We start from the raw sequence: 13368 nt of genomic DNA on the forward strand, positions 1-13368 counted from the left end.
CGTGGCGGCGCGTTCAAAGACCATCCAGCGCACGACGGCCGAGACCGGGATCGTCGCTGAAGAAGCCGTCAATGCCGGTGCGGATATAGGTTTGTATTTCCCGGATCGAGCCCGCTTCATTGCGGAATGCGGGATCGGTCCCGGTGCGAAAATCCGCCGCGAGGAAGTAATTTTCCGGCCGGAAGGTCCAGATATGCACGAGCAGGCCGGCCTTGTGCGCGTCGGCGACGAGTGGCGTCGGCGCGCCAAGCTTGCCGTCTGCGTTCAACGGGATGATCGCGCGCGTCGGCGGGGCGATGACATCGGCGTAGCGTGCAACCTCGGCCAGCCCGGGCGGCGTCACCATCTCGGCATAGCTTGGACCGCTCGCGGCCTTGACGACATCGGCAGGTTTGCCGGCAGCAGGCTCCACCAGCTGCATCAGGCGCATGTTCGGCTTGCGCCCGAGTTTGCCGCGCAGATAGCGCAGATTCGCGATCTCGAATGACTGGATTTCCAGCGGGCAGCGTTGCGGATAATCGTGCGCGGCGAGGCTGGCGAGGAAGCGATCTTCCAGCGGCAGGCCAATGCCGGCGAAATAGGTGGAATGCTTCAGCTCCGGCACGAGCCCGATCATGCGCCCACGCGTCGCCGATTCCGCCGCGGCGAAATCGATAATTTCCTGCCACGTCGGGATGTCGAATTGGCCATCGAATTTCGCATTTTGCGGTCGCAATTGCGGCAGTCGTTCGATCGCGCGCAGCGTCTTCAATTCGGCGAGCGTGAAATCCTCGACGAACCAGCCTTCCTGTTGCTGGCCATCGACGGTCTTCGTCGTCTTACGATCCGCAAACTCGCCGCGTTTCGCGACGTCGGTCGTCTGGATGATGTTGTTCTCATGGCGTGCCACCAGCACGCCGTCCTTTGTCACGCATAGATCGGGTTCGATATAATCGGCCCCGTCGACGATGGCTTTGGCGTAAGATGCTAGCGTATGTTCGGGCCGCAATGCGGAGGCGCCGCGATGCCCGAAAATTTCGACCCTGCGCGGGAGCGACGCCGCGAATGCGCCGCCCCCGCCGATCATACAGGCCGCCCCAGCGAGAATATGGGCCGCCTCCCTGCGGCTGACCGAGATCATATCAGAGACCGATCGAGAGCGTCAGGAACCATTGGCGCGGCGCGATCGGATAGGCCGAATAATTGTTGGTGGCCGACCCGATCGAGAGCGACGACCAGCCCTTCTTGTCGGTGAGGTTGGTCACGTTGAGGGCGAGCTCCGCCTTGCGCAGGTGGAGCCAATCCGACGGGATCTGCGCCGCGATGCGCAGCGACGTCAGGAAGTAGGACGGCACGGACGTATCGTTGCTGAAGGTCGCATAGCGGCGGCCGACAAAAACGCCGATCGCCTGCGCTTCGAACGGACCGACATTCAGCGTGGCGACGGTCTTGTTCATCCACTTCGGCGTACCCGGCAGCTGCTTGCCGCAGGTTGGGACCACGCCGCCGACGACCAGCTTGCCGCCAATGCACGTGCCGGTCGCGGCGCCGATGCCGCTGGCAGCCGACGTATAGTCGCTCTGATATTTGGACAGGTTGTACGACGTCGCATTGTAAAGCGAGACAGCACGTCCAAGCTTCAGCGTGAAGGCCGCATCGACGCCATCGGTATGGACGTCGCCGACATTGACCAGGATCGACGTACCGCCCGTGATGCTGCCGCCCGCGATGCCGCCCGGGTTGGTGGAGATGGCGAGCAGGCGGTTGTTGAACACGACATGGTAATAATTGATCTGCGCCTGCAGATTGACGCCATTGCCGAACGAACGGTTGGAGCGCAGGCCGCCTTCGTAGGTCCAGCTCGTCTCCGGCTTGCCCTCGCTCTTAAAGGCATCGAACGCCGCCTGGCTGCCCGTGAACCAGGGGCCGCCGCCGCCGGCCAGATAGGCCTGATATTGCCGCAGATTCTTCTGGATGTTGAAGTAGAGCTGCTCGGAGCCCGTCACGTCATAGGTTGCGCCGATGGCGGGCAGGAACCAGCGCTTCGTATTGATCGTGCCTTGCGGCAGCCCGCCGGTGAGGCCGGACAGCGACCCAAGCTTCGGCTGCACCGGGAAACGACCGTCGGCCCATTGCGCGCTGGTCTTGAAGCCGCCCTGGATGAGCAGTTTCGGGGTAACACGCCAGCTATCCTGGATGTGCAGCTGCAGCTGCTTGATGGTCGCATCGCCCTGATATTGCGTGAAGAGTGGGTTCTGGACGTCGCGCGGCCGGATATAAGGCGTGCTGTCGCCCGGATTGTTAACGTCGACCGCATACCAGCGGCGCCACTGGGTCGTGCTGTTATGTTCGTACCAGCCGCCGAATTCGATCTGATGCGCGCCGAGATCCAGCTTCATCGCGGAGATCACGCCGTAGCGCGAGATGCGATATTCGGTGGTGCGCGTGATCAGGCCCGATCCGCCGGTGGCGGCGACCAAGGCTGCGCCGGACGCGGCGGCCTGCGCGTCGGTCAGCCCGGTACAGGCGGACGGACGGACGCCGTTGCCATTGGCGCCGAAGCGGCAATTGCTGGGCAAGGTGCCATAATTGGGATCGAGATAGGCCTGCGCGGTCGTGATCGACTGGCCGAGCGGGCCGGCAACGACGCCGGCGCCGTCATTGTGATGATAATAGCCGGTGGTCGACCAGGTGACGTTGCTGGAAAGATGCGCATCATAGCGGGCGTAGCCGAGATAGTCGGTGCGCTGCGCGTCGGAATAATAATTGCGGTAATTGCCGCCCTGCGCCGACGGCGAATTGCCGAGCGGGTTGAGATAGCTCGTCCGGTAGGTGTTGAAATCCGGGTAGAAGAACGGCTTGGTATAGGGCGTGTAAAGTTGCGCCGGGGACGCGGTGCCGCCGGGCAAGGGGCGGAAGAAGACGGTCGCATCCTCGTTCGGCTGGGTGAAGTCGTTATAGTCGAAATAGAGGGTCAGCTTGCCGGCGCTGTCGTCATGGACGAACTTGGCATTGGCCTGCCAGCCGCCCTGCTTGCCGTTGAAATCCCACGCCCGCGCGCGTTGGCGCACGCCCGACAGATACAGCGAATTGGCGCCGCCCGGGCCGAAATTGCCGCTGTCGACACGAAGGAAGCTGCGCGAGGCGCTGTAGCTGCCAACCGTCTGCGCGGCCTGCAGGCCCATTTGCGCTAGCGGATCCGACGAGAAGGTTTCGACGGTGCCGCCAAGATTGCTGTTGGAGGCGGTGGCGAGATCGCCGGCGCCGGCCGCCACGACGACGCGCGCGACGTTTTCGGAGATGACCGCGCGCTGCGGCGACAGGCCGTTATAATTGCCGTAGCTCTGATCGCCCAGCGGCAGCCCGTCCATCGTGTAGCCGAGCTGGTTCGCAGCGAAGCCGTGAATGAAGATCTGCGCATTCTGCTCGTTATAGCCCCACGGATCGGCGGTGATGTACAAGACGCCGGGCAGCGTCTGGATCGCCTTGAGCGGCGAGACGCCGGGCAGGATCTTCTGGATCTCTGCCTGTGAGATGGCGGTGGCCGATCGCGTTGTCTTGGCGCCCGTAACGATGATCGTGCCTTCGTCGGCGTCGCCCGCCGCATCGGCTGGTGCGGCGGGGTCCGCCGGCGCGGCCGCGGCCGGCGCTGCATCGGTCGGGGCCGCCTGCACCGCACCGGCCGCAAGGCTGGCGAACGCCAGTGCGATCAACGAAATTTGCGAACGGACCATTTATTCCCCCGATTTGCTGCATTGCAATGCGGGGGGCGGTAGCGGCGACTTTGTAGATTTTCGGTGACGGTGACGTTGCGCTTTTATGACGGCGGTCGATCGTGCACAAATGCCACCACCGTCACGTCAGCCGGCGTGCTTGCGTGCCTCGGCAATCGCGGCGGTCATCATATCGCTGCCGATCGCACCCTGGAATGTCCGCTCGCCGATCACGAAGAACGGTGTGGCGTTGATCTGCATGCGCCGCGCGAGGTTGAGGTTGGCCGTCAGCTCCGCAGCGACGTCGGACGCGCGCTGATCGGCCTGGAAGCGCGCGGGATCCAGCCCGGCCTTGGTGGCCGCGATGGCGATGGCAGCCTTATCGGGATGGTTGCCGCTGAAGAGCGCGCGGTGGAAGGCGCGATATTTGCCCTGCTTGGCAGCGGCCAGCGCCGCCACCGCGGCGGCATCGCTATCGGGACCGAGCACCGGAAGCTCGCGCCAGACGACCTTCAGCTTCGGATCGCCGGCAAGCAGCGCATCGATCTCGCCCGCGCTGGCCCGGCAGAAGGGGCAATTATAATCCGAGAACATCACCAACGTGACGTCGCCGTTGGGATTGCCCGCCCACGCACTGCCGAACGGCCGTTCGATCGCTGCGCGATCATCGCCGATCCGCAGCCGGTCGATCGCCTCGTTGATGATCTCGGGATGGGCGACCACGTAGTTGCGCACCGCCACCCGATCCGAGGTGGCGACCCGTTCCGGCAGGAAGTGACCGACGCCCAGGCCGGCACCCACGCCGATGACGGCAGCGGCGGCGATGGCGGCCACTGCCAGAGGCAGGCGAATTGTCTTGCTCATCGTCTTCTGCGGCGCTCCCGGTCGGCCTCGTCACGTGCGGTCAGCGCCAGATCCTGCGCGCGGATATAATCGGGTGTGCCCGCCGGGATGCCGCGCAGCGCAATCTCCGCATTGGCGGCCGCCATTTGCGGTTGCCCCTGCAGGCTGAAGCGCTCCGCGCTCGCCAGCGAGGCACGGGCCTCATCGCCCATGCGGGTATAGACCAGGCCCAGATCATACCAGGCCTGCGGATTTTCATTATCGCGCTGAACCGCCACGCGCAGCACCTGCGCCGCCTCCTTGAGGTTCGCGGGATTCTCGCTGGCGACGAGCGCGTTGCCGAGCAATGCGGCGATCAGCGGCGTCGAGCGCGATTGCTCCACCGCCTCCCGCAGGGCGGGAATCGCTTCGGCCGGCTTGCCGCTTTCCAGCAGGATCTGCCCCTTCAGCTCCAGGAAATAGGGGTCGTGCGGGGCGGCGGCGAGCAAGGCGGCAACCTCCCGATTGGCGGCATCGGGATAGCCGCTGCGGTGCCATGCATAAGCGCGCGCATAATGGGCGGGGATGCTCTGATCACGTTCGGGGAATTTGTTCATGACGACCGGCGGTTCGTCGAGATAACCGACGAGCTTCGCCTTCACCCGCGCAAAGCGGGCCTGCTTGGCCGGATCGGGCGGCGCATTCCACCAAGGCGACCTTTCCAGATCGCCCAGCAGGGCCGCCTGGCGATCCGCCGTCATCGGATGATCGACCGCGAACGGGTCGATCGAGGTATAGCTGGGCGTGAGCCGATATTCTTCCTGGCGCAGCTTGCCGAAGAAGCTGATCATGCCCTTGCCGGAATAATGGGCGTCGTTGAGATGGCGGACTGCGGACGCGTCGGCGCTGCCTTCCTGCTGACGGCTATAAGCCAGATATTTGCCCTGCGCGGCACTCTGCCCGGCCGCCATCGCCAACATGCCGGCAGGGCCGGCCACCACCGTCGCCGCAATGCCGGCCAACAGGGACAGCAGCGTGATGCGGCCGGCCGACGCCATCGCGTCTCCGCTGCGCACGGCATCGCCGCCTTCGATATGGCCGAGCTCGTGCGCGATCACGCCTTCCAGCTCGTTGGCATTGTCGGCCCGCTGGATCGTGCCGGAGTTGATGTAGATCGCCTGCCCGGTCGCGACGAAGGCGTTAATCTCGGGATCGTTGATGACGTAGAGCTTCAGCGCGCCCGGCGAGAGCCCGGCAGACTTCGCCATGGGCGCGCTGATATCCGAGAGGAATTGCTCCGTCTCCGCGTCGCGGAGGATGGAGGGGCCGTTGCCCTGCGCACAGACCTGTTCAGCCGGCAGCGCAACCGCAAGGACGGCCGCGCAGACGAGCCAGGTCAGACGCTTTGGCGACATCGCCTTCACTTCGCGCGGGGGCCGCTGAACCAGGGCTGAAACATCATGATCCCGCCCCGCCGATGCGACGGGGCGGGATGATGTTCAGGCGCCAAAGGTCCGCTGCCACCAGCCGCGGCGGGGCTCGCCAGCCGGTTCGGCGGGTTCAGCGTCGGCTTCGGGTGCTGCCGGCGCTTCCGGTGCTGCGGCGGGCGCCTCCTCCGCGAGCACGGCCGGTGCGGCATCCGCTGCGGCCGCCTTGCTCGAGCGGCGGCGGCGCGGTGCCGGCGCAGCGGCAGGCTCTGCCTCGGCCGGGGCTGCGACCGGCTCCGCCGCCGGCGGCGCGGCGTCGGTTGTTTCCGCATCGACCGGCGCCGTCTTGGGACGACGTCCGCGCCGCGGCTTGGCCGGGGCGTCTTCCGTCACGGGGGCGGCAGTCGGTTCCGGTGCGACAGCGGGGGCTTCCACCGCCTCGACCGGCGTGGCCTCCACCGCAGCATCGGCATCGGCCTGCTTGCGGGCGCGCGGCCGGCGCCGTGTCGCAGGCTTCGCCGGCTCGGCCAGCTCGGCCGGTGCAGCCCCCTCGACCGTCTCCGCGGCGCTTTCTTCGACCGGAAGCGGTTCGGATGCGGCTTCGGTCACGGCGACAGGCGCGCTGTCATCGACCTCGACCTCGATGGCGTCGCCACCGGCCTGCGCCTCGCCGCGATTGCGGCGACGGCCACCCCGGCGGCCGCGGCGGCCACGACGGCGTTCTTCGCCGCCGCCTTCGCCTTCACCCGGATCGCTGGCGGCGCGCATGTCGTCGCCCTCTTCGTCGGCAATGGCGTCGTCCGATGTCTCGGCCGCAGCGTCGCCGCCATGGGCCTCGCCCGCGTCATCTCGGCGTCCGCCACGGCGACGGCGGCGACGACGACGGCGGCCGCCCTCGCCTTCTTCGCGCGGCTCGCGCTCACGGCCATTCTGCTCGACCGCGTCCTGCTCTTCCGCCTCGTCCTCATCATCCTCGATGAAATCCTCGTCGGGCTCGGGCGCGATCTGCTGCGGCAGGCGCGGGGCGTGGCTCGGCGGGGGACCGCTGGCTTCGACCGTCATGCGCGAACCATCGGGCTGGCCGTCGCTCAGCACTTCGATCAGCACACCATAGCGATCTTCGATGTCGGCGAGTTCGGCGCGCTTGCGGTTGAGCACGTACAAGGTCGCTTCCTGGCTCGCGCGCAGCGTCAGGCGTGAACCGCGACCGCGTGCCGCCTCCTCTTCCAGCAGGCGCAGCGCCTGCAGGCCGGACGAGGACGGCGTGCGGATGAAGCCGGAGCCGTCGCAATGCGGGCAGGTGCGGGTCGAGGCTTCGAGCACGCCGGTGCGCAGGCGCTGGCGGCTCATCTCGAACAGGCCGAAGCCGGAGATGCGGCCGACCTGAATGCGGGCGCGATCGTTCTTCAGCGCCTCCTTCATCGCCTTTTCAACCTTACGGTTGTTGGAGCTGTTCTCCATGTCGATGAAGTCGATCACGACCAGGCCCGCCATGTCACGCAGGCGCAGCTGACGTGCGATTTCCTGTGCCGCTTCCAGATTGGTCGCGGTCGCGGTCTGCTCGATATTATGTTCGCGGGTGGAGCGGCCCGAGTTGATGTCGATCGAGACGAGGGCTTCGGTCGGGTTGATGACGATATAGCCACCCGACTTCAGCTGGACGACCGGCTGATACATCGCCGCGAGCTGATCCTCGACGCCGAACCGTTGAAACAGCGGGATCGCGTCCGAATAAGGCAGGATCTTCTTGGCGTGGCTCGGCATGAGCAGCTTCATGAAGGTGCGGGCGGCGTGGTAGCCCTCCCCGCCCTCGACGATCACCTCGTCGATATCCTTGTTGTAGATATCGCGGATCGCACGCTTGATCAGATCGCTGTCACGATAGATCTCGGCCGGGGCCGACGAATGCAGCGTCTTTTCGCGAATTTCGTCCCACAAGCGCGCGAGATAATCGAAGTCGCGGCGGATTTCCGGCTTCGTGCGCTGCAGGCCGGCGGTGCGGACGATGCAGCCCATCGTGCGGGGCAGATTGAGCTCGGCCAGGATCGACTTCAGCCGCTTGCGATCCGACGCGTTGGAGATCTTGCGCGAGATGCCGCCACCATGGCTGGTGTTGGGCATCAGCACGCAATAGCGGCCGGCGAGGCTGAGATAGGTCGTCAGCGCCGCGCCCTTATTGCCGCGCTCTTCCTTCACGACCTGGACCAGCAGCACCTGACGGCGGCGGATCACGTCCTGAATCTTGTAGCGGCGGCGCAGGTTCATGCGCTTCTGGCGCAGCGATTCGACGGCATTGCTGTCGTCGCCGCCAGTGGCGGCAGCCTGCGGTTTGGCCGGGCGATCGCCCTCATCCTCATCGCCGTCATGATCATGATCGACATGATCCTCGGCGGCATCGAGATCGTCGCGGCCGCCATCGTCGTCGAAGCGCTCATTCGCCTCGATCTCGTCCTCTTCCTCCTCGCGGGCGCGCAGCGCCTCTTCCTCGGCCGCATGTTCGGCCTCTTCCCGCAGCAGGGCCTCACGGTCCTCCTTCGGGATCTGGTAGTAATCGGGATGGATTTCCGAAAAAGCGAGGAAGCCGTGGCGATTGCCGCCATAGTCGATGAACGCCGCCTGGAGCGACGGCTCGACCCGGGTCACCTTGGCGAGATAGATATTCCCCTTGAGCTGCTTATGCTCTTCGGACTCGAAATCGAATTCCTCGATGCGGTTACCTTTGACGACCGCCACACGGGTTTCTTCCCGGTGGCGCGCGTCGATCAACATACGCATGGACATTAAATGGTCTCCGGGCGCCCAGCCTGGCCGTCACGCGGCGGCGGGCGCGATAAAGGTAGGGCGCAAGGCTGGCGCGAAGACGCGCGTCCCCCATCCCGACGATGCTGTAGAAAATTGCCTCTGCCGCAATGCCATCCGGAGCGCGGTTCGCGCCGGTGAAGCCCTTTGCCCGCGCGTCGTCGGCCGGTTCGGCTCGACGATGGGTAAGGGAAAAATGGCACATGCAGCTTCAACCTGGATCACCGGCCGCGATCCTCGCGCCGGGGTGGACCGGCGGAGCGATACTCAACGCGCCGAGCCGGACGATAACTTGCCTAGCATCTACCCCCCACCCCGGCAACCCACCGCGCCAGCGCAATCTTGGCGACGTCGAGCGCAGCCAATCGATTCGATAATTGCGTCAAATCGCCGTTGCGGCGATGGGATTCACAGTCAGCACCGAGCTTGCTAGGACGCGGCCGTGCGCATGCCGATCGCCTTGCTGCCCCTGCTCTTGCTGGCTGCTCCGGCGAGTGGCGCGCGGCCGCCCAACAGCGCCAGCGCCGCCATCCCGCCGCGACCGTCACGCATATCGCTGCCGCCGGTCCAAGGGCCACGCCGGGCGGACGCGCCGCTGGTCGTGATCGACGCGGGTCATGGCGGCCATGATCCCGGGTCGCTATCGCAAAGCGGCAATGCGCGCGAAAAGGACGTCGCGCTCAAGATCGCGCGGGCCATTCGTGACGAATTGCTGGCCGGCGGCAAGGTGCGGGTCGCCATGACGCGATCCGACGATCGCTTCCTGGTGCTGCAGGAGCGCCGCGAAATTGCGCGCGCGCTGCGGGCCGATCTGTTCATCTCCGTCCATTGCGACAGCGCACCCAACCCGGCTGCGCGCGGGGCGACGATCTACACCCTGTCCGAAACTTCGTCCGACCGCGTGGCGGCCGCGCTGGCGGCCCGCGAGAACAAGGCGGACGTCATCAACGGCATCGATCTGTCGCGCGAGACCAATGACGTGTCATCGATCCTGATCGATCTGGCGCAGCGGGAGACGCTGAACAGCTCATCGGCCTTCGCCGCCGTCCTGCAGCGCGAATTGTCCCCGCTGATCGGGTTGAAGCCGACCTTCCATAAATATGCCGGGCTGATGGTGTTGAAAGCGCCGGACGTTCCGTCCGTCCTGTTGGAAACGGGCTATATTTCCAATGATGACGATCTCGCCTTGTTGATGTCGGACGAGTATCGTCACAAGATCGCCTTGGGCATCCGCCGCGCGGTGGAGGCGCATTTTGCGCGACAACTGGTGGGAAAAGCCAGGGATAGAGAGGAATTGCCATGATCCGCGTCGCGCGCCTGACATTCGCCTTGATGCTTGCGGGCATTCCCGCATTCACCGCCGCATCAGCCCAGTCCATTGCTGCTGCCGTGACCGATCCGACACGCCCAGTGGCGGACCGCGACCGCGATGCTGCGCGCAAGCCGGCGGAGATGCTCGCCTTTGCCGGGGTAAAGCCCGGTATGGTGGTGATCGACGTGCTGCCCGGCGGCGCATATTTCACGCGGCTATTCTCGACGGCGGTGGGCCCAACCGGCAAGGTGATCGGCTATGTCCCGGATGAGATGTATGCCGGCCGCCCCAAGTCGCTCGACGCGGTTCAGGCGCTGGCGGCGGAGCCCGCCCATAGCAACGTCCAGGCCCTGCACGATCCTGCGCTTGCGCCGGGGCCGGCCAATGTCGCCGACGTGGTGTGGACCTCGCAAAACTATCACGACCTGCACAATATCGCCGGCCTGGACATGATCGCCTTCAACAAGGCGCTTTATCGCGCGTTACGGCCGGGCGGCGTCTATATCGTGCTGGATCACGCCGCTGCCGCGGGTTCGGGCGCGGCCGACACCAACACGCTCCACCGGATCGATCCGGCAGTGGTGCGCAAGGAAGTGGAAGCAGCGGGCTTCAAATTCGATGGCGAGAGCAAGCTGCTGGCGAATCCGGCCGATCCGCATACCGCCAAGGTCTTCGATCCCGCGATCCGCGGACATACCGATCAATTCATCCTGCGCTTCCGCAAGCCCGGCAGGGGTTGAGGCCGAATCGCCGTCTTGGCTCCGGCAATGCCCGCCCGGCCGCATCGTAACGGATTGGCTTTCGCCGCGCCCGATCAGCCTTTAGACGCACGTCGGTGAAATTCGCGCTCCCCCGCCTGCCAGAAGGTTCGATTCGTCATCTGCTTGCCCGACGCCGCGTGCGTTGGCCGCTGATCCTGCTCGTGCTGCTCGTGCTCGGCTATGCCATATTCTGGGTGCTGTTCCTGCGCGGGCTGCCTTCCACCGACAAGTTGCTGAGCTATGAGCCGCCCCTCCCGACCAATGTGCGCGCGCTGGATGGCGCACCTGTCTACAGTTTCGCGCGCGAGCGACGCGTGGAGCTGGCGTATGACGAATATCCACCCCAGCTGATCCACGCCTTCATCTCAGCCGAGGACAAGGACTTCTTCACCCATCACGGGATCGATCCGACCTCCTTCCTCTACGCCATCTTCGATTATGCGCGGAAGAGCGGAACGGGCGAGCGGGCACGCGGCGGCTCCACCATCACGCAGCAGGTTGCCAAGAATCTGCTGCTGGGCAACGAATATTCGCCGACGCGCAAGGTGAAGGAAGCCGCGCTGGCGATCCGCATCGAACATGCGATGTCGAAGCAGCAGATCCTGGAACTTTACCTCAACCAAATCTTCCTCGGCCGGAACGCCTATGGCGTCGAGGCGGCCGCACGCGCCTATTTCGGCAAGAGCGTCGCCGAGCTGACGCTGCCGGAAATGGCCTATCTCGCGACCCTGCCGAAGGCGCCCGCCAATTATGATCCGGACCGGCACGCAGATCGCGCGCTGGAACGGCGGGCCTATGTTCTGCGCGAGATGCAGGCCAATGGTTATATCACGCCGCAACAAGCGCGGGAGGCGACCGCCGCTCCGCTGGGGACGATCGAACGTTCGGACGCGCGGCGCGAAGCTGAAAAGCCGTTCGAAGGCTATTTCATGGAGGAGGTCCGGCGCGAGCTTATCGCCAAATATGGCGATGATATCGGCGACGGCCCCAACAGCGTCTATGCCGGCGGCCTGTGGGTGCGCACCTCGCTGGATCCTACCGCCCAGAAGGCGGTGGAGCAGGCGCTGCGCGACGGATTGGTCCGCTATGATTCGGGTGGCGGATGGCGCGGACGATCCGGGCAGATCGATGTCGGGCCAGGCTGGCCTGCCCGGCTGGCCAACGCACCGGTCGAGGTAGGCTATTCCAACTGGCGCGCGGCCGTGATCCTGAGCCGTTCGGCCAGCAGTGCCGAGCTCGGCTTCGCCGATGGATCCACTTCGCAACTTTTCCCCTGGGGCGCGTCCGCCCCGAAGCGCGGCGTGGGCGGTCGCGCCTTCGACTTCCTGCGCCGCGGCGACATCGTCATCGTGGCGCCAGCAGGGAATGGCTGGGCACTGCGCTCCATTCCCGCCGTATCCGGCGGCATGGTCGCCGAAAATGTCCACACCGGCCAGGTGGTGGCGATGCAGGGCGGCTTCGATTCCCGCAACAGCTTCAACCGCGCCACCCAGGCGCTGCGTCAGCCCGGATCGTCGTTCAAGCCGTTCGTCTATTCGGCGGCGCTCGACAGCGGCATGACGCCGGCATCGATCATCGTCGACGGCCCATTCTGCGTCCTGCAGAGCGTGAGTTTGGGCACCAAATGCTTCCGCAACTTCAGCGGCGGCTATGCCGGCCCGCAGACGATGCGCTGGGGCGTCGAACAGTCGCGCAACCTGATGACGGTGCGCGCCGCGACGGCCGCGGGCATGGACAAGGTGGTGGCGCTTGCCAAGAAAATGGGCGTTGGCGATTACCCGCCCTACATCGCCTATTCGCTGGGTGCGGGCGAAACGACCGTGCTGCGCATGGTCAACGCCTATGCCATGCTCGCCAACCAGGGACGCGCGCTGAAGCCGACGCTGATCGACTATGTCCAGAACCGGAAGGGCAAGGTCATCTGGCGCGCGGATACGCGGCCGTGCGAAGGCTGCAACGCCAAGGATTGGAATGGCGGGCCCATGCCCCGCCCCCGCCCGCGATCGGCGCAGATCATGGATGCGATGACCGCCTATCAGATGGTCCACATCATGGAAGGCGTGGTGCAGCGGGGCACCGCGACCGTGCTGCGCGATCTCAACCGGCCCCTGTTCGGCAAGACCGGCACGAATACCGGGCCGACCAACGTCTGGTTCGTCGGCGGATCGCAGGATCTGGTCGCGGGTGTCTATATGGGCTTCGATCGTCCCCGCCCGATGGGCGGCTATGCCCAGGGCGGCACGCTGGCGGCGCCGATCTTCAAGCAGTTCGCGCAGGTGGCGATGAAGGACATGCCGGTGGTGCCGTTCAAGGCGCCGCCGGGCATTCGCATGGTGCGGATCGATCGCCGATCGGGCCGCAAGGTATTCGGCGGATGGCCCAATGATGCCGATCCCAAATCGGCCATCATCTGGGAAGCTTTCAAGCCCGAAAGCGAGCCGCGCCGCGCCATCGGCCACCGCGATAGCAGCCCGCCGCCGCCAAAGGCGGCGCAGCGCCCGCGCGTGAACAATGACAGCGACTTCTTGCAGCAGCAGGGGGGGATTTATTAGCTA

At 65.6% G+C, this 13368-nt stretch carries 7 protein-coding genes and 1 pseudogene; 3 read left to right on the forward strand and 5 right to left on the reverse strand.

The features are described 5' to 3' along the window. Positions 1 to 13: 13 nt before the first annotated feature. The 5 genes from ACOJSI_RS11675 to ACOJSI_RS11695 all read right to left on the reverse strand — a co-directional run bounded on the left by ACOJSI_RS11675 (position 14) and on the right by ACOJSI_RS11695 (position 8722). Positions 14 to 1066 (reverse strand): glycerophosphodiester phosphodiesterase, encoded by a 1053-nt coding sequence (locus tag ACOJSI_RS11675; RefSeq protein ID WP_420138464.1) that lies wholly within the window; start codon positions 1064 to 1066, stop codon positions 14 to 16. A 55-nt stretch (positions 1067 to 1121) separates the two neighbouring features. Continuing rightward, entirely contained in the window at positions 1122 to 3713 is a 2592-nt protein-coding gene (locus tag ACOJSI_RS11680; RefSeq protein ID WP_420138465.1) for a TonB-dependent receptor, read from the reverse strand. A gap of 126 nt (positions 3714 to 3839) precedes the next feature. Then, entirely contained in the window at positions 3840 to 4556 is a 717-nt protein-coding gene (locus ACOJSI_RS11685; RefSeq protein WP_420138466.1) for a DsbA family protein, read from the reverse strand. Continuing rightward, the gene (locus ACOJSI_RS11690) at positions 4553 to 5929 is read right to left on the reverse strand and encodes a M48 family metalloprotease (protein WP_420138467.1); all 1377 of its coding nucleotides are present in this window, start codon (positions 5927 to 5929) and stop codon (positions 4553 to 4555) included. The genes ACOJSI_RS11685 and ACOJSI_RS11690 overlap by 4 nt, the downstream gene beginning before the upstream one ends. 84 nt (positions 5930 to 6013) lie before the next feature. After that, on the reverse strand, positions 6014 to 8722 hold the full coding sequence (locus ACOJSI_RS11695) for an Rne/Rng family ribonuclease (RefSeq protein ID WP_420138468.1): 2709 nt from the start codon (positions 8720 to 8722) through the stop codon (positions 6014 to 6016). Between the two features lie 502 nt (positions 8723 to 9224). Between ACOJSI_RS11695 and ACOJSI_RS11700 the strand changes: the two are divergent. The 3 genes and pseudogenes from ACOJSI_RS11700 to ACOJSI_RS11710 all read left to right on the forward strand — a co-directional run. Beyond that, positions 9225 to 10043 (forward strand): annotated as a pseudogene (locus ACOJSI_RS11700) (N-acetylmuramoyl-L-alanine amidase family protein); the annotation flags it as partial. Then, complete coding sequence (locus ACOJSI_RS11705) at positions 10040 to 10792, forward strand: class I SAM-dependent methyltransferase (protein WP_420138469.1); 753 nt, start codon at positions 10040 to 10042, stop codon at positions 10790 to 10792. The pseudogene ACOJSI_RS11700 and the gene ACOJSI_RS11705, both read left to right, overlap by 4 nt. Positions 10793 to 10887: 95 nt before the next feature. After that, entirely contained in the window at positions 10888 to 13365 is a 2478-nt protein-coding gene (locus ACOJSI_RS11710; protein WP_420138470.1) for a penicillin-binding protein 1A, read from the forward strand. Positions 13366 to 13368 lie beyond the last annotated feature (3 nt).

The organism is Sphingomonas sp. (genome assembly GCF_048595155.1).
In the GTDB taxonomy this organism is placed as follows: Bacteria; Pseudomonadota; Alphaproteobacteria; order Sphingomonadales; family Sphingomonadaceae; genus Sphingomonas_I.